This is a genomic window from Trinickia camelliae, assembly GCF_053525655.1.
This window is the reverse complement of record NZ_JBCHAA010000001.1, coordinates 376619-397718: the sequence shown is the minus strand read 5'-3', so window position 1 is coordinate 397718 and position 21100 is coordinate 376619. Positions and strand designations below refer to the sequence as shown.

At 62.4% G+C, this 21100-nt stretch carries 20 protein-coding genes; 4 read left to right on the top strand and 16 right to left on the bottom strand.

Annotated features, from left to right (window positions below; all coding sequences use genetic code 11):
• The first annotated feature begins 2 nt into the window (after positions 1–2).
• Complete coding sequence (gene lysS / locus AAHK20_RS01810) at positions 3–1529, top strand: lysine--tRNA ligase (protein WP_449179716.1); 1527 nt, start codon at positions 3–5, stop codon at positions 1527–1529.
• A gap of 233 nt (positions 1530–1762) precedes the next feature.
• A complete protein-coding gene (locus AAHK20_RS01805) occupies positions 1763–2557 on the top strand; it encodes an outer membrane lipoprotein (protein WP_449179715.1) in 795 nt (264 codons plus the stop codon).
• Positions 2558–2661: 104 nt separating this feature from the next.
• Here AAHK20_RS01805 and iscX read toward each other — a convergent pair whose 3' ends face one another.
• The 12 genes from iscX to AAHK20_RS01745 all read right to left on the bottom strand — a co-directional run bounded on the left by iscX (position 2662) and on the right by AAHK20_RS01745 (position 11865).
• Positions 2662–2859 (bottom strand): Fe-S cluster assembly protein IscX, encoded by a 198-nt coding sequence (iscX, locus tag AAHK20_RS01800; RefSeq protein ID WP_449179714.1) that lies wholly within the window; start codon positions 2857–2859, stop codon positions 2662–2664.
• Between the two features lie 18 nt (positions 2860–2877).
• Positions 2878–3219, bottom strand: a complete 342-nt coding sequence (gene fdx / locus AAHK20_RS01795) for an ISC system 2Fe-2S type ferredoxin (RefSeq protein WP_137332060.1) — start codon at positions 3217–3219, stop codon at positions 2878–2880.
• A 99-nt stretch (positions 3220–3318) separates the two neighbouring features.
• Positions 3319–5190 (bottom strand): Fe-S protein assembly chaperone HscA, encoded by a 1872-nt coding sequence (hscA, locus tag AAHK20_RS01790; protein WP_449179713.1) that lies wholly within the window; start codon positions 5188–5190, stop codon positions 3319–3321.
• Between the two features lie 93 nt (positions 5191–5283).
• On the bottom strand, positions 5284–5811 hold the full coding sequence (gene hscB / locus AAHK20_RS01785) for a Fe-S protein assembly co-chaperone HscB (protein WP_449179712.1): 528 nt from the start codon (positions 5809–5811) through the stop codon (positions 5284–5286).
• An 82-nt stretch (positions 5812–5893) separates the two neighbouring features.
• Positions 5894–6217 carry an iron-sulfur cluster assembly protein IscA gene (iscA, locus tag AAHK20_RS01780; RefSeq protein WP_137332057.1) on the bottom strand — a complete coding sequence of 108 codons (324 nt, stop codon included), beginning with the start codon at positions 6215–6217 and terminating at the stop codon, positions 5894–5896.
• Between the two features lie 29 nt (positions 6218–6246).
• Complete coding sequence (iscU, locus tag AAHK20_RS01775; protein WP_449179711.1) at positions 6247–6666, bottom strand: Fe-S cluster assembly scaffold IscU; 420 nt, start codon at positions 6664–6666, stop codon at positions 6247–6249.
• A gap of 64 nt (positions 6667–6730) precedes the next feature.
• Positions 6731–7954, bottom strand: coding sequence for an IscS subfamily cysteine desulfurase (locus tag AAHK20_RS01770; protein ID WP_449179710.1), 1224 nt, complete (start codon positions 7952–7954; stop codon positions 6731–6733).
• Positions 7955–8020: 66 nt separating this feature from the next.
• The gene (iscR, locus tag AAHK20_RS01765; protein ID WP_449179709.1) at positions 8021–8551 is read right to left on the bottom strand and encodes a Fe-S cluster assembly transcriptional regulator IscR; all 531 of its coding nucleotides are present in this window, start codon (positions 8549–8551) and stop codon (positions 8021–8023) included.
• A gap of 105 nt (positions 8552–8656) precedes the next feature.
• Positions 8657–9145 carry a low molecular weight protein-tyrosine-phosphatase gene (locus tag AAHK20_RS01760; protein ID WP_449179708.1) on the bottom strand — a complete coding sequence of 163 codons (489 nt, stop codon included), beginning with the start codon at positions 9143–9145 and terminating at the stop codon, positions 8657–8659.
• A gap of 91 nt (positions 9146–9236) precedes the next feature.
• Positions 9237–9467, bottom strand: coding sequence for a hypothetical protein (locus AAHK20_RS01755; protein ID WP_449179707.1), 231 nt, complete (start codon positions 9465–9467; stop codon positions 9237–9239).
• A gap of 217 nt (positions 9468–9684) precedes the next feature.
• Complete coding sequence (locus AAHK20_RS01750; protein ID WP_449179706.1) at positions 9685–11097, bottom strand: LutB/LldF family L-lactate oxidation iron-sulfur protein; 1413 nt, start codon at positions 11095–11097, stop codon at positions 9685–9687.
• 45 nt (positions 11098–11142) lie between these two features.
• Entirely contained in the window at positions 11143–11865 is a 723-nt protein-coding gene (locus tag AAHK20_RS01745) for a (Fe-S)-binding protein (protein WP_449179705.1), read from the bottom strand.
• Between the two features lie 180 nt (positions 11866–12045).
• Between AAHK20_RS01745 and AAHK20_RS01740 the strand changes: the two genes are divergently transcribed.
• On the top strand, positions 12046–12849 hold the full coding sequence (locus AAHK20_RS01740; protein ID WP_449179704.1) for an IclR family transcriptional regulator: 804 nt from the start codon (positions 12046–12048) through the stop codon (positions 12847–12849).
• Between the two features lie 61 nt (positions 12850–12910).
• Here AAHK20_RS01740 and AAHK20_RS01735 read toward each other — a convergent pair whose 3' ends face one another.
• Together AAHK20_RS01735 and pbpG are read right to left on the bottom strand one after the other, a co-directional pair.
• The gene (locus tag AAHK20_RS01735) at positions 12911–14290 is read right to left on the bottom strand and encodes a DUF1996 domain-containing protein (RefSeq protein WP_449179703.1); all 1380 of its coding nucleotides are present in this window, start codon (positions 14288–14290) and stop codon (positions 12911–12913) included.
• Between the two features lie 314 nt (positions 14291–14604).
• Positions 14605–15786, bottom strand: coding sequence for a D-alanyl-D-alanine endopeptidase (gene pbpG / locus AAHK20_RS01730; RefSeq protein WP_449179702.1), 1182 nt, complete (start codon positions 15784–15786; stop codon positions 14605–14607).
• A 750-nt stretch (positions 15787–16536) separates the two neighbouring features.
• On the opposite strand from pbpG, the gene AAHK20_RS01725 reads away from it, so the two are divergent.
• On the top strand, positions 16537–17112 hold the full coding sequence (locus AAHK20_RS01725; RefSeq protein ID WP_449179701.1) for a phasin family protein: 576 nt from the start codon (positions 16537–16539) through the stop codon (positions 17110–17112).
• A 279-nt stretch (positions 17113–17391) separates the two neighbouring features.
• Here the strand turns inward: AAHK20_RS01725 and lpdA are convergent, their stop codons facing one another.
• Positions 17392–19152 (bottom strand): dihydrolipoyl dehydrogenase, encoded by a 1761-nt coding sequence (lpdA, locus tag AAHK20_RS01720; RefSeq protein ID WP_449179700.1) that lies wholly within the window; start codon positions 19150–19152, stop codon positions 17392–17394.
• A 269-nt stretch (positions 19153–19421) separates the two neighbouring features.
• The gene (gene aceF, locus AAHK20_RS01715) at positions 19422–21065 is read right to left on the bottom strand and encodes a dihydrolipoyllysine-residue acetyltransferase (RefSeq protein WP_449179699.1); all 1644 of its coding nucleotides are present in this window, start codon (positions 21063–21065) and stop codon (positions 19422–19424) included.
• Between the last annotated feature and the right edge of the window lie 35 nt (positions 21066–21100).

The following is a 21100-nucleotide window of genomic DNA, read 5'->3' as shown; positions in this document are numbered from 1 at the left end:
TCATGACCGAACTGACCCAGCCGGCCGCCGTGCCCGAACAGGACGACAACCAGATCATCGCCGAGCGCCGCGAGAAACTGCGCGCGCTGCGCGAGCGCGGCGTGGCGTTCCCTAACGACTTCCGTCCGACGCATCACGCCGGCGACCTTCAGGCGGACTACGCCGACACCGACAAGGACGCGCTCGAAGCGACCGCGCTCAATGTGGCCATCGCCGGCCGCATGATGCTCAAGCGCGTGATGGGCAAGGCGAGCTTCGCGACGGTGCGCGACGGCTCGGGCCAGATCCAATTCTTCATCACGCCGGCCGACGTCGGCGAAGAGACCTACGAAGCCTTCAAGAAGTGGGACCTCGGCGACATCGTCGCGGCGCGCGGCGTGCTCTTTCGCACCAACAAGGGCGAGCTGTCGGTGCGCTGCACGGAGCTGCGTCTCTTGTCGAAAGCGCTGCGTCCGCTGCCCGACAAGTTCCACGGCCTCGCCGACCAGGAAATGCGCTATCGCCAGCGCTACGTCGACCTGATCGTCACGCCCGAAGCGCGCAAGACGTTCGTCGCGCGCACGAAGGCGGTGTCGTCGATCCGCAAGTTCATGTCGGACGCGAGCTTCATGGAAGTCGAGACGCCGATGCTGCACCCGATCCCGGGCGGCGCTGCGGCCAAGCCGTTCGTCACGCACCACAATGCGCTCGACATGCAGATGTTCCTGCGCATCGCGCCTGAACTCTATTTGAAGCGCCTCGTCGTCGGCGGCTTCGAGCGCGTGTTCGAGATCAACCGGAATTTCCGTAACGAAGGCGTTTCGCCGCGTCACAATCCGGAATTCACGATGATGGAGTTCTACGCTGCGTACACCGACTACACGTGGCTCATGGACTTCACCGAGCAGCTGATCCGCCAAGCGGCAATCGACGCGCTCGGCACGGCCACGATCACCTACCAGGGTCGTGAGCTCGATCTCGCCAAGCCGTTCCATCGCCTGACCATCACGCAGGCGATCCAGAAGTACGCGCCGCAATACACCGATGGCCAGCTGTCGGATGCCGCCTTCGTGCGCACCGAGCTGAAGAAGTTCGGCGTCGACACGAACCAGCCTGCGTTCCTGAACGCAGGCCTTGGTGCGCTGCAGCTCGCGCTCTTCGAAGAAACCGCCGAGTCGCAATTGTGGGAGCCGACCTACATCATCGACTACCCGATCGAAGTGTCGCCGCTCGCGCGTGCGTCGGACGCGCGTGAAGGCATCACCGAGCGCTTCGAGCTGTTCATGACCGGCCGCGAAATCGCGAACGGCTTCTCGGAGCTGAACGATCCGGAAGACCAGGCCGCGCGCTTCAAAAAGCAAGTCGAGCAGAAGGACGCGGGCGATGAAGAAGCGATGTTCTACGACGCCGACTACATCCGCGCGCTCGAATACGGCATGCCCCCGACGGGCGGCTGCGGCATCGGCATCGACCGCCTTGTGATGCTCTTGACCGATAGCCCGAGCATCCGCGACGTGATCCTCTTCCCGCACCTGCGCCGCGAAGATTGATGCGTTTTTAGAGGGACATTTGTAACTGTCGGTAAATGCTGCCCGATGCGGTTTGTCGGGCAGTTTTCTTTTGTGCTTTCGACCCTCGAACAGCCCGTGATTTCACGAGGAGGTGACGCGAGCCTCTGCGTTGGGCCCGTTGGAAACGGTTACAAATGGAAACGCAACCGGGAGCCATTTGGCGGAGACTATTGTCGTAGCTAAATCGACTCTGCTCAGACGGAGGTTTCCAAATGGATCAACAAAACACGCCGACCACACCGCATCGCCGCCTTCACCCGCTCATCGCCACCGCGGCAGCAGGCGTCATTGTCGCGAGCCTCGCCGCCACCGCGGCAATCACGGGCCTGTTTCCGAAGGCATCGAGCTCGGACGCGCAAAATAGCCAGACGCAAGCCGCAGCAGTCACGGCGCAACCGCAAGGCGTCGTCGATTCATCGGCGCCGGCCACGCTGTCGGCCAACGGCCAGGCGAGCCAGCAAGCGGCCCAGCAGGCTGCGCCCACGCAAGAGCAGCCGCAAACGATGGCTCAACAGCCCGCCGCTCCCGCTGAGCCGGCCGCGCCAGCTCAGCAAGCAGCGCAACCGGCCCAGCCGCAATACGCGCAGCAGCCTCAATACGCACAGCAGCCGCAACAGCAGCCGGCCCAACCGCAGTACGCACAGCAGCCGCAACAGCAGCCTGCCCCGGCCTACTGCGCGACCTGCGGCACCGTCGTAGCGGTCGTGCCGATCAAGAAGGAAGGCCATGGCACCGGTGTCGGCGCAGTCGGCGGTGCAGTGGCAGGCGGTGTCGTCGGCAATATGTTCGGTCACGGTACCGGCCGCGCCGCGATGACGGTGCTCGGCGCAGTCGGCGGCGGCTTCGCGGGCAACGCGGTCGAAAAGCATCTGCGCAGCGAAACCGACTACCAAGTCCGCGTGAAGATGGAAAACGGCCATACGCGCTACTTCACGTATCGTGAAGCGCCGCCGTTCCAGCAAGGCGACCGCGTGCACATCGAGAACGGCACGCTTGCCGCAGGCTGAACCGATTAACCGGGTTAAGCGGCCCCATCGCCCACCGGTATGAAAAAAGCCGCTTCGCGTTTGCGAAGCGGCTTTTCCTTTGTCAGCCCACTGCCGAATCGAATTTATTCAGCCGCGTCTTCGATCCAGGCCAGCTGGATCGCCTCGAGAATCTTCTCGCTCGACCGCTCGGGATCGTCGTCAAAACCCTCAAGCTCGGTGACCCAGCGATGTAAATCGGTGAACCGCACATATTGCGGATCGATATCCGTGTGCTTGTCGGTCAAGGCCATCGCGATTTCTTGCGTATCGGTCCACTTCATGGCATCTCGCTCCTTCGTTCAGTGATTTTCCTTCGCGTGGTTGATCGAATAACGGGGAATCTCGACGACGAGATCCTCGCTTTCCGGCACGAGCGTCTGACACGACAGCCGCGAGGTCGGCTCGAGCCCCCAAGCCTTGTCGAGCAGATCGTCTTCGTCCTCTTCGGACGGCGTCAGCGCGTCGAACCCTTCGCGCACGATCACATGACACGTGGTGCAAGCGCAAGACTTTTCGCATGCGTGCTCGATTTCAATACCGTGCTCGAGCAGGCTGTCGCACACGCTCTTGCCCGGCACGGCGTCGATCACGGCCCCTTCCGGGCACAGTTCGACGTGAGGCAGCACAACGATTTGAGGCATACGAATTCCGTTTTGACTGTGTAGTGCCGCGGCACCAGGGAGCCACGGCGTGTGTTGCCGGCGGCTTCTTTCACCGCCGATAAATTCATCCGACGCGCTTCAGATCTCGTCGAGCTTGCGGCCCGTCAGCGCGAGCCGAATGCCCTTATCCATGCGGCGCGCGGCGAACTCGTCGGTTTGTTCCGCAAGCGCCTTCGTCGCGGCTTCGATCGCACCGGCATCGTCGCCTTCGGCCAGCGCTCGCAGTCCGGCGAGCGACGCGTCGACTTGCGCGCGTTCGTCGTCGTCGAGCAATTCGCCGTCCGCGGCGAGCGCCGCCTCGGTCGCTTCCAGCATGCGCTTCGCTTCGACTTGCGCTTCGCGCAGCGCGCGGGCGCGCATGTCGACTTCGGCGGTCTTGAAGCTCTCTTCGAGCATGCGCGCGACATCGTCGTCAGCGAGACCATATGACGGCTTGACGACAACTGACGCCTCCACGCCCGAATGCTGCTCGCGCGCGAACACGGACAGCAAGCCGTCAGCATCGACCTGATACGTCACGCGAATGCGCGCCGCGCCGGCCGCCATCGGCGGAATGCCGCGCAGCTCGAAGCGTGCAAGCGAGCGGCAGTCGGACACCAATTCGCGCTCGCCCTGGACGACATGGATCGCCATCGCGGTCTGGCCGTCCTTGAAGGTCGTGAAATCTTGCGCGCGTGCGACCGGAATCGTCGAATTGCGAGGGATGATTTTTTCGGTGAGGCCACCCATCGTCTCGACGCCGAGCGAAAGGGGAATCACATCGAGCAGCAGCCAGTCGTCGCCTTCGGCGCCGCGGTTGCCCGCGAGCAGATCGGCCTGGATCGCCGCGCCGAGCGCAACCACCTGATCCGGATCGAGATTGACGAGCGGCGGCTGACCGAAGAACGCTTCGACCGCGCGCCGGATCACCGGCATGCGCGTCGCGCCGCCGACCAGCACCACGCCTTTGACGTCCTTCGGCGCGATCTTCGCATCGCGCAGCGCCTTCTTCGTGGGCCCGAGCGTGCGTTGCACGAGGTCCTGCACGAGATTGGCGAATTCGGTTTCGTCTACCGTGACTTCGAGCTTTGCGCCGCTCGACAGCGTGGCTTGAAGCTTCGCGCTCGGCGTCGCCGACAGCGCCTCTTTCGTCTCGCGCACGCGGTCGAGCAACATACGCACGTCTTCGGGCGTCAGACTCTTCGCGTCGATGCTCGCCTTCGCGAGCACGTGGCGGAATAGCGCGTGATCGAAGTCGTCACCGCCAAGCGCGGAATCGCCACCCGCCGCCAGCACTTCGAACACACCCTTCGTGAGCTTCAGGATCGACAAGTCGAACGTGCCGCCGCCGAGGTCGTACACCGCGTAGAGCCCCTCCGCGCCGTTGTCCAGACCATAGGCGATCGCCGCAGCGGTCGGTTCGTTCAGGAGGCGCAACACATTCAAGCCCGCGAGGCGCGCGGCGTCCTTGGTCGCCTGGCGCTGTGCTTCGTCGAAATAAGCAGGCACGGTGATCACGGCGCCGACGAGTTCGTCGCCAAGCGAATCTTCGGCGCGCTGACGCAGCGTCGCGAGAATTTCGGCAGACACTTCGACTGGACTCTTCACGCCATCGACGGTGCGGATCTGCACCATGCCGGGCGCATCGACGAAGTCATACGGCGCGTTCTCGTGGCCCTCGACTTCTTCCTTGCCGCGCCCCATGAAGCGCTTGACCGACACGATCGTATTGCGCGGATCGGAGGCCGCCTCCGCCTTCGCGACGTGGCCGATACGCCGGCCGCCCTTCTCCAGATAGCGGACCACCGAGGGCAGCAGCAGGTTGCCGTGCTCGTCGGGCAGCACTTCGGGGATGCTGCTGCGCACCGCGGCGACGAGCGAGTTCGTCGTGCCGAGATCGATACCGACAGCGAGGCGCCGCTGATGCGGCGCGGGCGCCATGCCGGGTTCGGAAATTTGCAGTAATGCCATCAGTACTCTTCGGGGTTCATGTGCCCCCGCCATTATCGCGTTGCCGGGCGACGAGCGCTTGGCGTTCAGTCGCTGACTTGCCGCGCGTTGTCGTCAGTGATCGAGTCTTTCGATTTGCGTGCCGATTTCCGCCGCTACGCGTTCGATGAACATCAATTGCCGCACCGCCTCTGCCGCCGCCTGGTCTGCGCCGTTGTCGAGCAATGCCGCGAGCTTGGTGAAACGCACGCGCTCTTCGTCGCGCAATTCGGTGAGAAGCGCATCGAGCGCGTCGACGTTCTTCGCCGCCGCCGCATCTTCGACGCCCTCGCGCCATTCCATCTGCTGCATCAGGAACACCGGCTCCATCGCCGTATTGCTTTCCATCGCGACATCGACGCCGCGAATCGACAGCAGATAGATCGCGCGCTTCAACGGATCGCGCAGCGTGCGATACGCCTCGTTCGCGCGCGTCGCCCATTGCATCGCGATGCGCTTTTGCGCGTCGCCGGCCGCGGCAAAGCGGTCCGGATGCACCTGAGTCTGCACGGTGCGGTACGCGTGCTCGAGCGTGTCCGCGTCGAGCGTGTAGCGCGCCGGCAGTTGAAAGAGGTCGAAGTGGCTGTCGTTGATCGATGCCATCGGATTACGTCATCGGTTGAAATTGGGAGACCAGCAAACAAAAAGGCGGCCCGCGCCGCCTCTTTCCCGCTCGAGCCTCGACTTAGACGCGAAACGATTCGCCGCAGCCGCACTCGTCCTTCACGTTCGGATTGTTGAACTTGAAGCCCTCGTTCAACCCCTCGCGCGCGAAGTCGAGTTCGGTGCCGTCGATATACGCCAGGCTCTTCGGATCGACGACGACCTTCACGCCGTTGCTCTCGAACACCTGATCTTCCGGCGCGAGTTCATCGACATATTCGAGCTTGTAGGCGAGACCGGAGCAACCGGTCGTGCGCACGCCGAGCCGCAGCCCGAGCCCTTTGCCCCGACGCGTCAGGTACTTCTGTACGTGCTGTGCGGCTTTATCCGTCAATGTGATTGCCATAGCGTTTTTCTCGTCCCGCGGCTCGCCGATCAGGCGACCTGTTGCTTCGCTTCGTCCGACGCTTGCTCACCGCCGTGGCGCTGCTTGTAATCGGCGACAGCCGCCTTGATCGCGTCTTCCGCGAGGATCGAGCAGTGGATCTTCACCGGCGGCAGCGCGAGCTCTTCGGCGATCTGCGTGTTCTTGATCGAGAGCGCCTGGTCGAGCGTCTTGCCCTTCACCCACTCGGTGACGAGCGAGCTCGACGCAATCGCCGAACCGCAGCCGTACGTCTTGAACTTCGCATCTTCGATGACGCCATCGGCGCCGACGCGAATCTGCAGCTTCATCACGTCACCGCATGCGGGCGCGCCGACCATGCCGGTGCCGACCGTATCGTCGTCCTTCGCGAAGGAGCCGACGTTGCGCGGGTTTTCGTAATGGTCCAGTACTTTGTTGCTGTAAGACATGGTCACACTCCTTGATTCAATTCAGCGTGCATTCGATAACAACGTCCGGGTTGCCAGCGCCTCTTTAGTGCGCGGCCCACTTGATCGTCGACAGATCGATGCCGTCCTGATGCATTTCCCAAAGCGGCGACAGATCGCGCAGTTTTGCAATCTTGCCCTTCAACAGATTGATGACGTATTCGACATCCTGCTCCGTCGTGAAACGGCCAACCGTGAAGCGGATCGAGCTGTGCGCGAGTTCGTCGTTGCGGCCGAGCGCGCGCAGCACGTACGACGGTTCCAGCGACGCCGACGTGCACGCCGAACCCGACGACACCGCGACATCCTTGATCGCCATGATCAGCGACTCGCCTTCGACGAAATTGAAGCTGATGTTCAGATTGTGCGGAATGCGCTGTTCCATGTCGCCATTGACGTAGACCTCTTCCATCTCCGAGAGGCCGCGCAGCAGCTTGTCGCGCAGCATCCGCACGCGCTCGTTTTCCGTCGCCATTTCTTCCCGCGCGATCCGGAACGCTTCGCCCATGCCGACGATCTGATGCGTCGCCAGCGTGCCCGAGCGCATGCCGCGTTCGTGACCGCCGCCGTGCATTTGCGCTTCGATGCGCACGCGCGGCTTGCGGCGCACATACAGCGCGCCAATGCCCTTCGGGCCATAAGTCTTGTGTGCCGAGAACGACATCAGGTCGACCTTGAGCTTGGCGAGGTCGATCTCGACCTTGCCCGTCGCCTGCGCCGCATCGACGTGGAAAATGATGCCTTTTTCACGGCAAATTTCGCCGATCGTCGCGATGTCCTGAATCACGCCGATCTCATTGTTCACGAACATCACCGAAACCAGAATCGTGTCCGGGCGCAACGCGGCCTTGAACACGTCGAGGTCGATGAGGCCATCGGGCTTCACGTCCAGATACGTGACGTCGAAGCCTTCGCGCTCGAGCTCGCGACCGGTATCGAGCACGGCCTTGTGCTCGGTCTTCACCGTGATGACGTGCTTGCCCTTGCTCTTGTAGAAGTGCGCCGCGCCCTTGATCGCGAGGTTGTCCGATTCGGTCGCGCCCGAGGTCCAGATGATCTCGCGCGGATCGGCATTGACGAGCGCGGCGACATTCTCGCGCGCCTCTTCCACAGCCCGTTCAGCGTCCCAGCCGTACGAGTGGCTGCGCGAAGCCGGGTTGCCGAATTGTTCGCGCAGGTACGGGATCATCTTGTCCACCACGCGCGGATCGACGGGCGTCGTCGCGCTGTAGTCCATGTAAATGGGCAGGTGGGGAATATCGTTATTCATCAATCGCTCCGGGGAATCAATGCACAGCTCAACGGCTGACGGTTCGGCTCTGTGGGGAATGAGCGCTTATGAACTCGCCATATTGAAAACGGAATTCGGTCCTTTCGGCACCACCCGCGCGGGCTCGACGGCCGGCGGCTCGGTGCGCCGGTCGCGCAGCACGGCGGGCGCGCCTTCGCGCGAACGCTGCTGGTCGACCAGGTCTTTCAGCGAGACGGAATCGAGGTACTCGACCATCTTCTGATTGAGCGTGGCCCACAGCTCGTGCGTCATGCAGTGGCCGTCGTGCGTTTTCGTGCCTTCGCACGAGCCCTTGCCGCCGCACTGCGTGGCATCGAGCGGCTCGTCGACGGCAATGATGATGTCCGCGACCGTGACGTCTTCCGCGCGGCGGGCGAGGTTGTATCCGCCGCCCGGTCCGCGCACGGACTCGACGATTTCATGACGGCGCAGCTTGCCGAACAGCTGCTCGAGGTAGGAGAGCGAGATGCGCTGGCGCTGGCTGATGCCGGCCAGCGTCACCGGGCCCTGCTCTTGGCGCAGTGCCAAGTCGATCATCGCCGTGACGGCGAAACGGCCTTTCGTGGTCAGTCTCATAATGTCGGGGGGACAGCAATCTTGACGATTTTGGTCAAGTATAAATACATGACAAATTTAGTCAAGTATCCCTATCTCAATTCCGGTTATTCGCGGAGCAGCTGTTTAATTCGCAGCCGCCAGCCTTGTGCGCAAATCGGCAAGCAAGCCCTGGCATGCCTCTTCGCATTGATCCAGCACCTGCTCGAACCCTTGGGCGCCGCCGAAGTAAGGGTCGGCGACCTCGCGGCTTTCTGCTCGCGCCGCAAACTCCATCAACAAATGCATCTTGTGCCGATGCTCCGGAGGACACAGCTTGTGCAATTCGCGCAGATTCGCGTCGTCCATCGCCAGCAGGAGGTCGAAGCGTTCGAAATCGGCTTTGCCGATCTGGCGGCCGCGCAGCGCCGACAGATCGTAACCGCGTTGCCGCGCGGCGCCCTGCGCGCGCGCATCCGGTGCCTCGCCGACGTGCCAGTCACCGGTGCCCGCCGAGTCGACGACAATCTGCGACGCCAATCCGGCAGCTTCGATCTGCGCGCGCATCACCGCCTCGGCGGTGGGCGAACGGCAGATGTTGCCGAGGCAGACGAAGCAGATCGCAACAGATTTCATCGAGGGCAATTCAGATTGGAACAACGGCAAATCGAGACAGAGCGCGATTATACAAAGGCGCGCCATTCTTCGCCCGGCGCCGAAACGTCAATCACGACGCTTCCGACGCCCCGAACGACACGTTGCGGTGGACGGCTGGCAACGCTTTAACCGCGCCGTCGGTGATATAGCCGTAGGACACCGTGCGGGCCAGCTCGGCCGTCACCTCGTGAGCCGCAAGCGGCGCGTGCTGCGCGGCATCGCCGTATGCGTGCAGATAAGCGACTGCGGCGAGCGGCACGATGACCGCCAGCGGCCAGTAAATCGATATTTTCTTTTTCATGATGTGCTCTCTCGGGAATGGCGCGAGGTACAGACCCATGGCGCCGAGTCCAAATTCTATAGACAGCACCTATCGAGAAAAAGCACTGGATAGTGAATAGAGTGTTGCGCTGAGGCAAACAATCGCGGTATAGGCGTGGAACCGAGCCGCGGCGAGACCTGGCGTTACCGCGATGCCTGGCGGTGCGGGCGCGAAGCCGGCCGCACCTGTCACACGATCAGCCGATATGGCTGCGTTGGGCCGCGTACAGCTCGCGGAACGTCCGCCCGACCGGCGCCGGCATATCGCGCGTCGCCGTCCAGCCATGTGCGAGCGGCAGGCGCGATATCGCACGCCGCTGCCCGCCAGCGCGTTCGAGCACCCGCACCGCAAGCTTCGTCACGAGGTTGTACAAGCCCGGCCGCAGCGCGAGAAAGCCCCAGACCGCGAGCCCGGCCCTTTCGCGCCAAGGTCGCAAATGCCGCTCCACTTGCTTTTCACGCAGCTTGCGCAACAAGTCAGAAAGTGGAATCCCGACCGGACACACGCTATTGCACTCGCCGCACAACGTCGCGGCTTGCGGCAGGTCCAGCGCCTTGTCGAGACCAACGTAGCTCGGCGTCAGCACCGAGCCCATCGGACCGGGATACACCCATCCATAAGTATGGCCGCCGACCTTCTGATACACGGGGCAATGATTCATGCACGCGCCGCAGCGGATGCAGCGCAGCATCTCTTGAAACTCCCCGCCGATCAGCCCCGTGCGGCCGCCGTCGACCAGCACGACGTACATATGCTCGGGACCGTCCTGATCGCCCGCCGCGCGCGGGCCCGTCAGCACGGAGAAGTAATTCGACGTGGTCTGCCCCGTCGCCGAGCGTGGCAGCAGACGCATCGCGGTGGCGAGGTCTTCGAGCGTCGGCAGCACTTTCTCGATGCCCGTCACGGCGACATGTACGCGCGGCATCACCGTGCACATCCCTTCGTTGCCTTCGTTCGTCACGACCGCGACCGAGCCGGTCTCGGCGATCACGAAGTTGCCTCCGGTCACTCCCATGTCCGCCGACATGAAGTGCGGCCGCAGCACCTCGCGCGCCTCGCGCGTCATCTGCGTGATTTCCGTGAGACGCGCGCGCCCGTGCGTTTTTGCGAACAGGTCCGCGATCTCTTCCTTGTCCTTGTGGACGACGGGCGCAATGATGTGGCTCGGCGGCTCGTTGTCGTTGATCTGCAGGATGTATTCGCCGAGGTCGGTCTCGATCGACTGCACGCCCATTTCGCCGAGCACGGCGTTCAGGCGCATCTCCTCGGACACCATCGATTTCGTCTTGATCACCTTCTTGACGTCGTGCTTCTTCGCGATGTCGGCGACGAGCCGCGCCGCCTCCTGCGCCGTCTCCGCGAACAGCACCGTGACGCCGCGGCGCGTCGCTTCGCGCTCGAACGTCTCCAGCCAGACATCGAGATTTTCCAGCGCGCGATTGCGGCGCGCCTTCAGCGCGGCGCGCGTGGCCTGGAAATCGATCGCGGTCATTGCGCTCGCGCGAGCCGTGACGAACTTCGTCGACAGCTTGGTCAGGTTCTGCTGGAGACGCTGGTCGGCAAGCTTCTGGCCCGCGCGCGCCTTGAATTGCATCGATTGAACTTGCATGAGGCGGCCTTGGAGAGAAGGTAGGAAGCGCGGCGGCGAGCGAATCTACGCGTCGCCCGCGAGGACCTGCGCGATGTGCAGGACGCGCGTGGTGGTATCGCCGTTGCGCCGCAGACGCCCTTCTATATTGAGCATGCAGCCGAGGTCGCCGAGCACGACCGCGCCGGCGCCGCTTGCCTGGATATTCGCGCACTTCTCGTCGACGATCGCCGTCGAGATGTTGCCGTACTTCACGGCGAACGTGCCGCCGAAGCCGCAGCAGTGCTCGCAACCCTTCATTTCGGTGACCGCCACGCCGGCTTGCGCGAGCAGCGCGCGCGGCTGGGCCTTGACGCCCAGCTCCCTCAAGCCCGAGCACGAATCGTGATAGGTGACCGTTCCCTCGAACCCAAGGGGGCCCAGCTCGATTTTCGCGACGTTGACGAGGAAATCGGTCAGTTCGAAGACTTTCGGGCGCAGCCGCCCGTAGCGGCTCATCAGTTCGGGATCGTCGGCGAACAAGTCGCCGTAATGCACACCGATCATCCCGCCGCACGAACCCGACGGCACCACCACGTAATCGAATTGCTCGAACTCGCGCAGCGTCTTTTCGGCGAGATCGCGCGCGAGGCCACGGTCGCCGGAATTGTAGGCAGGTTGCCCGCAGCAGGTCTGCGCAGGCGGAACGATGACTTCGAAACCCGCGCGCTCGATCAGCTTGATGACGGAGAACCCGATTTCCGGGCGCATCAGGTCAATCAGGCAGGTAACGAACAATCCGACTCGCATAGCCCCTCCTTCGAGAAAACATCTGCGATTATCCGCTGTTTGCTTCGCATCTCCAACGCCAAAGCACGGTGAAAGGCCCGAATCGGCGGCCCGAGACTTCATTCAAACGCCGTTCGCTTTTTTCACGATACGAGATACAATCGATTTTCCCGCTGTTGACGCGTCAAACAATTTTTCACGATGAGCGAAACGAATCCGGATTCCAAAACGTCGATTCAGGTCATCGAGCGCATGATGCGCCTGTTGGACGCCCTCGCCTCCCATACCGACCCGGTCAGCCTCAAAGAACTTGCGCAGGGCACCGATCTGCATCCTTCGACGGCCCACCGCATTCTGAACGACATGGTGACCTGCCGGCTGGTAGACCGCTCCGACCCCGGCACCTACCGGCTCGGCATGCGCCTGCTGGAACTCGGCAATCTCGTCAAAGCGCGGCTTTCGGTGCGCGACGCCGCGCTGCAGCCGATGCGCGAGCTGCACCGGCTGACGGGGCAAACCGTCAATCTGTCGGTGCGGCAAGGCGATGAGATCGTCTACATCGAGCGCGCCTATTCGGAGCGCTCGGGCATGCAGGTGGTGCGGGCAATCGGCGGACGCGCGCCGCTGCATTTGACGTCCGTCGGCAAACTCTTTCTCGCGGCCGACGAATCCTCGCGCGTCCGCGCCTACGCGACACGCACCGGTCTTTCGGGACATACGCAAAACAGCATTACGGATCTCTCGAAGCTCGAGCGTGAGTTGCTGCACGTCCGGCAGCAAGCCTGTGCACGCGACAACGAAGAGCTCGAATTAGGCGTGCGCTGTATCGCGGCGGGGATTTACGACGATACGGGCAAGCTGGTCGCGGGCCTGTCGCTCTCGGCGCCGGCCGACAGGCTGCAGGACGCGTGGCTCGGGCAGCTGAGCCAAACCGCGCTCGTGATATCCGAATCGCTCGGATACCACCCTGAGGTGGGAAAGGCTGACGCAGCAAGACACGCGTGATCGCCACGCCGCGCCTGGTTCGCGCGGGCGCGCGGTCAGCTTGAATAGCGCCCCTTCCCTATCACGGATTGGACGGCAAGATCAGCAGCGGCGGATTGGCACCCTCGCGCGAATCAAAGGCGAATACGCTGGAGATGTCGTTCCCGGCGTTGGTGCCTCGCACACAGAACGAGATCGTTTTTTTGCCGCTCGCCTGGGCGTCCTTGATGAAATCCGTCACGTCGAAGTTGCGGTAGGCCGGCGTCTGGTCCAGGTACATCGTGACGGCGCGGCCCGAATCCGGACAGAGCGGTGTGTTGCCCCAAGTGGCGGTCGCCTCGTCCCAGCTGTCATCGGCCTCGTACAGATAGATGATGCGCGCCGATTTGGATGAAGCGTTAGCGCCATAGAGCTGAACAGCGTATTTCGGGTTCGGCAGCGCCGCGCTGTCCGGCTTGGCGGGCACCGCAAAGCGCAACAGCGCCATCTCCTGGTCGACATCGCTCTTGAAGCGCGCCTTGGCGTGGATTTCACGCTCGGTGCCAGTGTTCTCGTTGGGGCGCAGATTGCTCAGCGTGGTGTCGGCCAAGGCTTCGCTGTAGTCGAAGGGAATCCGCTTATTGCAGGCCCAGCCTTTGTTTAAGCAGTACGTCACCATGTATTGCGCGGCGCGGCTCTGCCAGCCGTTGACGAAATCGGCGTGGGCCGAATAGAGCGAGCCCCAGTTCTCGTTCACCGCCTTGCCGTCGACGACGGTCGGGTCCATCGACAGCTGTGCACCCTCCAGGCTCGTCGTCGTGCCCAGGTTGTAGGCGAGGTTGAAATTCAGCTGGGGAATATGGACGTAGTTGGCGGGGCATTTGCCCGCGCGGTCGCTATAGACGGCGTTGCCCAGCCCCGACATGACATGCTGCGGCCTGCCCGTGACCGGGTCGTGCTGTATGGGCGACAGATGCTCGCCGTCCCAGCAATTCGGGAACGTCACCGCGATATTGAACTGTACAAACCCTTCCTGATTGGGCGTGCATCCAGTAGGAATCGTCCTGCTGTAGTCCTGGCCCGAGCAAAGGAAAGTGACATTCGGAGACGGCGCGGAACCACGGTGGTCGCCCGCCAGCAGTTGCAGGCCTTCCGGCAGCGGCGAGACCGGATACTTGTCCACGCCATTCGCGCGGTAATACGTCTTCTGGTACATCGGCCGGATGACGCGGCCGTCCGCCAGCCGCAGCGACGGCGCCCAATACGCCGAGCTGTCCGCGAAGTTGTCGCACGAGGTGCCGGGCTGCGCCATCAGGCTCTTGCGCGTGGTGAAGGCGTTCGCAGCCGTGTTGCCGAAGAAGTCATGTCCCATCGCGATGCCCGGCTGACCGGGATAGACGATGGCGTCGTCGGCCAGCGTGTGCGAGTAGGTGCACTCCACGTTGAACTGCCCATTCGTGTCGGCCAGCGCCGTACCGGACATGCAGCACGCCGCCAAGAGCCAACCGATCCCAATCCATTTCATGCCGTTCTCCTTGGGAGCCTAGGGACTCCAATCGCTCAGGCTAAGCGGCCGTTTCGGCGCGTTGCTTAAGCAAGACGGCAAAACGCGCTGGATTGCGCGCGGCATGACGGTGGCGGCTGACTAAGGCGGCCAACTACGCGCCAAGCACCGAAAAAGAAAACGGCCCAATCGACTTTCGCCGATTGGGCCGTTCCAAGCATCTTTCACAAGCTGCATCCGAATCTCAAACCTCCGACCGGAAACCGCTCCTCGCAGCCTGCCGCGAGTTTACATCACGTGCCGCTACCGCTTGCATCGGCGCTGGTGATGCGCTGAGCGCCGCCTGCGTCGAGCCAATTGCGCACGCGCGTCGCGTCCGCGAATCGCGAGTACTTGCCCGACGAATCCAGCAACACCATGATCACCGGACGACCTTCGATCGTCGCCTGCATCACGAGGCACTCACCCGCTTCGTTGATGAAGCCCGTCTTCTGCAGACCGATATCCCACGTCGGATTGCGCACCAGCGCATTCGTGCTGCGATAGGGGATCGTGCGTTTGCCGTTGAAGACGTCGTAGCTCTCGTCGGTCGAGAACTTGCGGATCAGCGGGTATTGATACGCCGCGTTGACCATCTTCACGAGATCGCGCGCGCTCGACACGTTCTCGCTCGTCAAGCCCGACGGGCTCTCGAAGTGCGTATCGGTCATGCCGAGCTGCTTTGCCTTGTCGTTCATCGCTTGGAGGAACGCTGGGCGGCCACCCGGGTAATAGCGCGACAGCGCCGCGGCCGCACGGTTTTCCGACGCCATAAGCGCGATATGTAGCATGTCCTCGCGCGAAAGCACCGAGCCGACCGACAGGCGCGAGCCCGTATTCTTGATGTAGTCGCGATCTTCATCGGTGACTTCGATCTGATCGGTCATCGGCAACTTCGAATCGAGCACGACCATCGCAGTCATCAGCTTCGAGACGGATGCGATCGGCACGACTGCACGCGAGTTCTTGTCGAACAGCGTTTCGCCGGTGTTCTGGTCGACGACATAGGCCACGCTCGAGCGCAAGGCGAGCGCATCAGGCGTGTCGTGCAGGCCAAACGCCTGCCCGACCGACTGCTGACGCGGCGCGAATGCGACCTTGCGCACTGCAGTGTGGCGGCCATGCGCGTCTACTGTGTACGAAACACGCTTTCGTTTCGATTCGACGCGAACCGGCGCCTGGTCGTCCTGCGCGGAAGCCGTTTTCGCGGCATTCGACGATTTTCGCGTCGCGCCCGAAGCGACTTTCTTCTTGTGCAGCTTGGCGGGTTTCGACGGCGCGGCCGTCGCGGGGGCCGAAGAATCGGCGGATGCAGCGAAGGCATTGACCGGAGCGGCAAGCGCGGCGGCCATGACCATCGAGGTGGCGACCGACATCGCGGTGCTGAGCGCCACGCCTTGCATCACTTTGATCGACGAAAACATTTCGGTTTTCATTGGTGTTCTGAATGTAGAGCGGGCGAGAATTTCTCGCCAGTGTAGTAAAGCTACGAAAAATAAGCAATATTAAGCACTTATCGAATGTACTTAAACCGACTTATAAGCAGCGATTGTAAAAAGCCAATAACCGCACTGTAAGCAATCAAAAAAATCGATCGCCGGGGTACAGCAACGCTCGCGGGCACTGCAATCGACCTGGTTCTGCCTGCACAGGTGCGCCACCCTTACGGGCTGCGCCTCACCGATAGCACTTATCCACATATCGGCAAGGTCAACATGAACTTGAGCGGGGAAAACACGGATCGCGCCGATGGTACAACGAACTCTCGGCACGCGAAGTCCGCCGGACGGCCGACCATACCGAATCTTAAGCGTCTGTTGCAAATCCTAAGACGCGCGCATTCGACCGGGTAGTTTTCTTAACGTTCAATGTCAATCTTCGGTTTACGCCCCAAATTCACCCGCCACAATCAGATACTCTTCCGCCAAGGCGGCTCCCGTCGCGGGGCACAAAACAGTGTCAATCTCGTTAAGCGACCCATTCCGCATAGACTTAAGGCATTGTTTTCTCGATAATTTCTCGAGATTGTGCGTCGCACAAAATGCGCTTGACATTTGGGCGCGCCATCCTAAAATGGGAACCATTGTTGCGACGCACAATGCGCCGCGCGCTTGAAGCGGTTTTACCCTCGTTTTGCTGTCAACCCATCGATCTGCGTAAGACAGATCAAATCCAGGAGCGTAAACATGACTCTGCTGACCCCTGAGCAATTTGCCGCAGCACAGAAGGCCAACCTCGAAGCTCTCTTCGGTCTGACGAACAAGGCGTTCGAAGGCGTCGAAAAGCTGGTTGAGCTGAACCTGCAAGTCGTGAAATCGACGATCGCGGAAGGCCAGGAAAACGCACAACGCGCGCTGTCGGTCAAGGACGCGCAAGAACTCCTCGCGCTTCAAGCCAGCCTGACGCAACCGGTCGCTGAAAAGGTTTTGTCGTACGGCCGTCACCTGTATGAAATCGCATCGGCTACGCAAGCCGAATTCGCGAAGGTCGCGGAAGCGCAATACGAAGAGCAAAACCGCAAGGTCCAAGCGCTCGTCGAAAACGTCGCGAAGAACGCACCGGCCGGCTCGGAAACCGCTGTCGCCGTGATGAAGTCGGCCATCAGCGCCGCCAACACGACGTACGAAACGGTCCACAAGGCAACGAAGCAAGCCGTCGAAATCGCCGAAAGCAACTTCAACGCCGCCGCTACGGCCGCTACGAAGGCTGCTCAGCAAGCCGCTTCGCAAGCTTCGCGCGCAGCGAAGAAGCCGGCTGCCTAAAGCTAGTCCGCGCCTGCGACTTCCATCGCGGGCGCAAACGCTCAGTATCGTAAGCCATAGCGCGGCCTATCTGGATCTCCCAAGCGGATAGGTTGCCCAGAGCCCCGATACGGCAAGCAGCGTATCGTTACACCGGCCCAAGGGCCGGTGTTTTTTTGCCTGCTCGCTTCGCTAATGAATGCCGCGGCCCGGATCTGGTCGGAACGAAACGTTGAAAACGAAACGGCGCGCCCATTACTGGGCGCGCCGTTTCGTTTCGCTTAGCGGTAGATGCCGAGCTTACTTCTTTTTCTGCGGCGGCAAGTCCGTGCAGACGCCTTCATACAACTCCGCCGCCATGCCGATCGACTCGCCGAGCGTCGGGTGCGGATGGATCGTCTTGCCGATATCGGTTGCGTCCGCACCCATTTCGATCGCGAGACACACTTCGCTGATCAGGTCGCCCGCATTGAGGCCGACGATGCCGCCGCCGATCACGCGATGCGTCTCTTCATCGAAGATCAGCTTCGTGAAACCCTCGTCGCGGCCATTCGCGATCGCGCGGCCCGATGCGGCCCACGGGAACACCGCCTTGCCGTACTTGATGCCTTCGGCCTTGCACTGGTCCTCGGTCTTGCCGGCCCACGCGACTTCCGGATCGGTGTAAGCCACCGACGGAATCTGGATCGCGTCGAAGTACGCCTTCTCGCCGTGCGCCGCTTCCGCCGCCACGTGGCCTTCATGCACGGCCTTGTGCGCGAGCATCGGCTGGCCGACGATGTCGCCGATCGCGAAAATATGCGGCACATTCGTGCGCATCTGCTTGTCGACGTCGATGAAGCCACGGTCGGTCACGGCAACGCCTGCCTTGTCCGCGCCGATCTTCTTGCCGTTCGGGCTGCGGCCCACCGCCACGAGCACGAGGTCGTAACGCTGCGGTTCGGCCGGCGCCTTCTCGCCTTCGAACGACACGTAGATGCCGTCCGGCTTCGCTTCCGCCGCCGTCGTCTTCGTCTTGAGCATGATGTTGGCGAAGTGCTTGCCGCTGTACTTCTCCCACACCTTCACGAGATCGCGGTCCGCGCCCGTCATCAGGCCGTCGAGCATTTCAACGACGTCGATCTGCGAGCCGAGCGTCGCGTAGACCGTTGCCATTTCGAGGCCGATGATGCCACCGCCGATCACGAGCATGCGCTGCGGAATCTGGCGCAACTCGAGTGCGCCCGTCGAATCGACGACACGCGGATCTTCCGGAATGAACGGCAGCTTCACGGCTTGCGAGCCGGCCGCGATGATGGCCTGCTTGAACTTGACGACCTTCTTGCCGCCCTCGCCCACGACTTCCATGTGATGCGGATCGACGAACGAGCCGAAGCCCGTCACGACTTCGACCTTGCGCGCCTTGGCCATGCCGGCGAGGCCGCCGGTCAGCTTCTTGACGACGCTCTCCTTGAATCCGCGCAGCTTGTCGAGATCGATCTTCGGCTCGCCGAACGAGATGCCGTGCGCGGCAAGATCCTTGACCTCGTCCATGATGAGCGCCGTGTGCAACAGCGCCTTGGACGGAATACACCCGACGTTCAAGCACACGCCGCCGAGCGTCGAATAACGCTCGACGAGCACCGTCTTCATGCCGAGATCGGCCGAGCGGAACGCAGCGGAGTACCCACCGGGGCCTGCGCCGAGCACGAGCATGTCGCACTCGATATCGGCCGAGCCGCCGAAGCTGCCGGCTTGAGGCGCAGGCGCAGCGGCCTTCGGCGCTACCGGGGCCGGTGCGGGCGCAGCCGCCGGAGCAGCAGGTTTCGCAGCAGCTACTGCTTCACCGGCTTCGACGATGGCGACGACGGTCCCTTGGGAGACCTTGTCGCCGACTTTGATCTTCACTTCCTTGACGGTGCCAGCGGTATCGCTCGGCACTTCCATGGATGCCTTATCCGACTCGAGCGTCAGGAGCGACTGTTCCTTCTCGATGACGTCGCCCGGCTTGATATTGACTTCGATGACATCGACATCCTTGAAGTCGCCGATGTCCGGCACCTTCACTTCGACGAGACTCATTAACGTCCCCTTCTCTTATTGACCGTGTTGATTGAAGCGCCGTAGATACATTGACCAGAGGACTAAAAAGCTGGCGAAAACATGGGCAAAACATCCTTTGCCGTCCGCCCAAGGACGCGCCTTTCTTTTGCCTACTTTTCTTTGGAAGACAAAGAAAAGTAGGTGCCGCCCCGCACAGGGGCAATGCTTGCAGACCGACGTGGAATCAGGTTCTACGAGGGACGTGGATCACCGACGTAAGCGACCCACGCCCCCGCGACGGCACTAAATCAAAGAATCACCCGCCGGAAATCGGCAAGCAGCCCGCCCAAATACGCATTGAAGCGCGCAGCTTCGGCGCCATCGATAACGCGATGGTCATACGACAGCGACAACGGCAGCGTGAGACGCGGCACGAACTGCTTCCCGTCCCAAACCGGCTTCATCGCGCCACGCGACAAACCAAGAATCGCGACTTCAGGCGCATTGATGATCGGCGTGAAGTTCGTGCCGCCAATCCCACCCAGCGACGAAATCGAGAAACAACCGCCCTGCATCTGATCCGGCTTGAGCTTGCCCTCGCGTGCGAGCTTCGACAACTCGGCCATTTCCTTCGCGATTTCGATCAAGCCCTTCTTGTCCGCATCGCGGATCACCGGCACGACGAGACCGTTCGGCGTATCGGCCGCGAAACCGACGTGGTAGTACTGCTTGAAGACGAGATTGTCGCCGTCGAGGCTTGCGTTGAAGGTCGGGAACTTCTTGAGCGCCGACACCACGGCCTTGATGACGAACGCGAGCATCGTGATCTTCACGCCCGCCTTCTCGTTTTCCTTGTTCAATTGCACGCGCAGCGCTTCGAGTTCGGTGATATCCGCTTCGTCGTTGTTCGTGACGTGCGGGATCATGACCCAGTTGCGATGCAGGTTCGCGCCGGAAATCTTCTTGATGCGCGAAAGCGGCTTCGGATCGATCGGACCGAACTTCGTAAAGTCGATCTTCGGCCACGGCAACAGGTTCAGCTCGCCGCCGCCCGCAGCCGGCGCGGCCGCTGCAGCCGGTGCGCGCTGGCCGGTCATCACGCCCTTGACGAACGCAGTGATGTCGTCCTGCGTGATGCGGCCCTTCGGACCCGTGCCAGGCACGAGCGCAACATCGACGCCCAACTCGCGCGCAAATTTGCGCACCGAAGGCGACGCATGGCTCGGCTTGCGCTCGCCACCGACGCCCGACGGAATCACCGGCGCTTGCGCGAGCGCCGAAACGGGCGCTGCGGCGCGTTGCGGCGCGGCGGCCGGCTCGTCCATCGGATGCTCGACTTGCTTCGCGGCCGGAGCCGGAGCAGCCGCAGGCGCGGCGGCACCCGCGCCCCCGCCTTCCAGCAGCACGATCACCGTGCCTTCCGACACCGCGTCGCCCACCTTGACCTTGATCTCTTTGACGACGCCCGATGCCGGGCTCGGCACGTCCATCGTCGCCTTGTCGGATTCGAGCGTGACGAGCGATTGCTCCTTCTCGACGCGATCGCCGACCTTCACGGCGATTTCGATAACCGGCACGTCTTTGTAGTCACCGATATCCGGAACCTTCACTTCCTGCACGCCGCCACCGCTTGCCGCAGCAGCCGGTGCCGGAGCAGCGGGAGCCGCAGCCGCACCGTTGGCCTGCGCGGGCTTGGCCGCCGGCGCCGCCGCGCCGCCTTCGAGCAGGATGATCAGGGTGCCCTCGGACACCGGATCGCCCTGCTTCACCTTCACTTCCTTGACCGTGCCGGCCGCGGGGCTCGGCACATCCATCGTCGCCTTGTCGGACTCCAGCGTGACGAGGGACTGCTCTTTCTCGACGGTATCACCCGCCTTCACCAGCACCTCGATCACAGGGATGTCCTTGTAATCGCCGATGTCCGGGACTTTGACTTCGATCGCTTGACTCATTTGTTAGTGTCTCCTGGGCCGCGTGCGCGCGTCCC

Coding starts and splice junctions, on each gene's coding strand:
- pbpG (WP_449179702.1), bottom strand. CDS start 15,786: ATGAAAACCGAAATGTTTTCGTCGATCAAAGTGATGCAAGGCGTGGCG.
- AAHK20_RS01740 (WP_449179704.1), top strand. CDS start 12,046: ATGAGCGAAACGAATCCGGATTCCAAAACGTCGATTCAGGTCATCGAG.
- AAHK20_RS01755 (WP_449179707.1), bottom strand. CDS start 9,467: ATGAAAAAGAAAATATCGATTTACTGGCCGCTGGCGGTCATCGTGCCG.
- AAHK20_RS01735 (WP_449179703.1), bottom strand. CDS start 14,290: ATGTCCGGTACGGCGCTGGCCGACACGAATGGGCAGTTCAACGTGGAG.
- iscR (WP_449179709.1), bottom strand. CDS start 8,551: ATGAGACTGACCACGAAAGGCCGTTTCGCCGTCACGGCGATGATCGAC.
- fdx (WP_137332060.1), bottom strand. CDS start 3,219: ATGCCTCAAATCGTTGTGCTGCCTCACGTCGAACTGTGCCCGGAAGGG.
- AAHK20_RS01805 (WP_449179715.1), top strand. CDS start 1,763: ATGGATCAACAAAACACGCCGACCACACCGCATCGCCGCCTTCACCCG.
- iscU (WP_449179711.1), bottom strand. CDS start 6,666: ATGTCTTACAGCAACAAAGTACTGGACCATTACGAAAACCCGCGCAAC.
- AAHK20_RS01745 (WP_449179705.1), bottom strand. CDS start 11,865: ATGCGAGTCGGATTGTTCGTTACCTGCCTGATTGACCTGATGCGCCCG.
- hscB (WP_449179712.1), bottom strand. CDS start 5,811: ATGGCATCGATCAACGACAGCCACTTCGACCTCTTTCAACTGCCGGCG.
- AAHK20_RS01725 (WP_449179701.1), top strand. CDS start 16,537: ATGACTCTGCTGACCCCTGAGCAATTTGCCGCAGCACAGAAGGCCAAC.
- AAHK20_RS01760 (WP_449179708.1), bottom strand. CDS start 9,145: ATGAAATCTGTTGCGATCTGCTTCGTCTGCCTCGGCAACATCTGCCGT.
- iscX (WP_449179714.1), bottom strand. CDS start 2,859: ATGAAGTGGACCGATACGCAAGAAATCGCGATGGCCTTGACCGACAAG.
- iscA (WP_137332057.1), bottom strand. CDS start 6,217: ATGGCAATCACATTGACGGATAAAGCCGCACAGCACGTACAGAAGTAC.
- aceF (WP_449179699.1), bottom strand. CDS start 21,065: ATGAGTCAAGCGATCGAAGTCAAAGTCCCGGACATCGGCGATTACAAG.
- lpdA (WP_449179700.1), bottom strand. CDS start 19,152: ATGAGTCTCGTCGAAGTGAAGGTGCCGGACATCGGCGACTTCAAGGAT.
- AAHK20_RS01750 (WP_449179706.1), bottom strand. CDS start 11,097: ATGCAAGTTCAATCGATGCAATTCAAGGCGCGCGCGGGCCAGAAGCTT.
- AAHK20_RS01770 (WP_449179710.1), bottom strand. CDS start 7,954: ATGAATAACGATATTCCCCACCTGCCCATTTACATGGACTACAGCGCG.
- hscA (WP_449179713.1), bottom strand. CDS start 5,190: ATGGCATTACTGCAAATTTCCGAACCCGGCATGGCGCCCGCGCCGCAT.
- lysS (WP_449179716.1), top strand. CDS start 3: ATGACCGAACTGACCCAGCCGGCCGCCGTGCCCGAACAGGACGACAAC.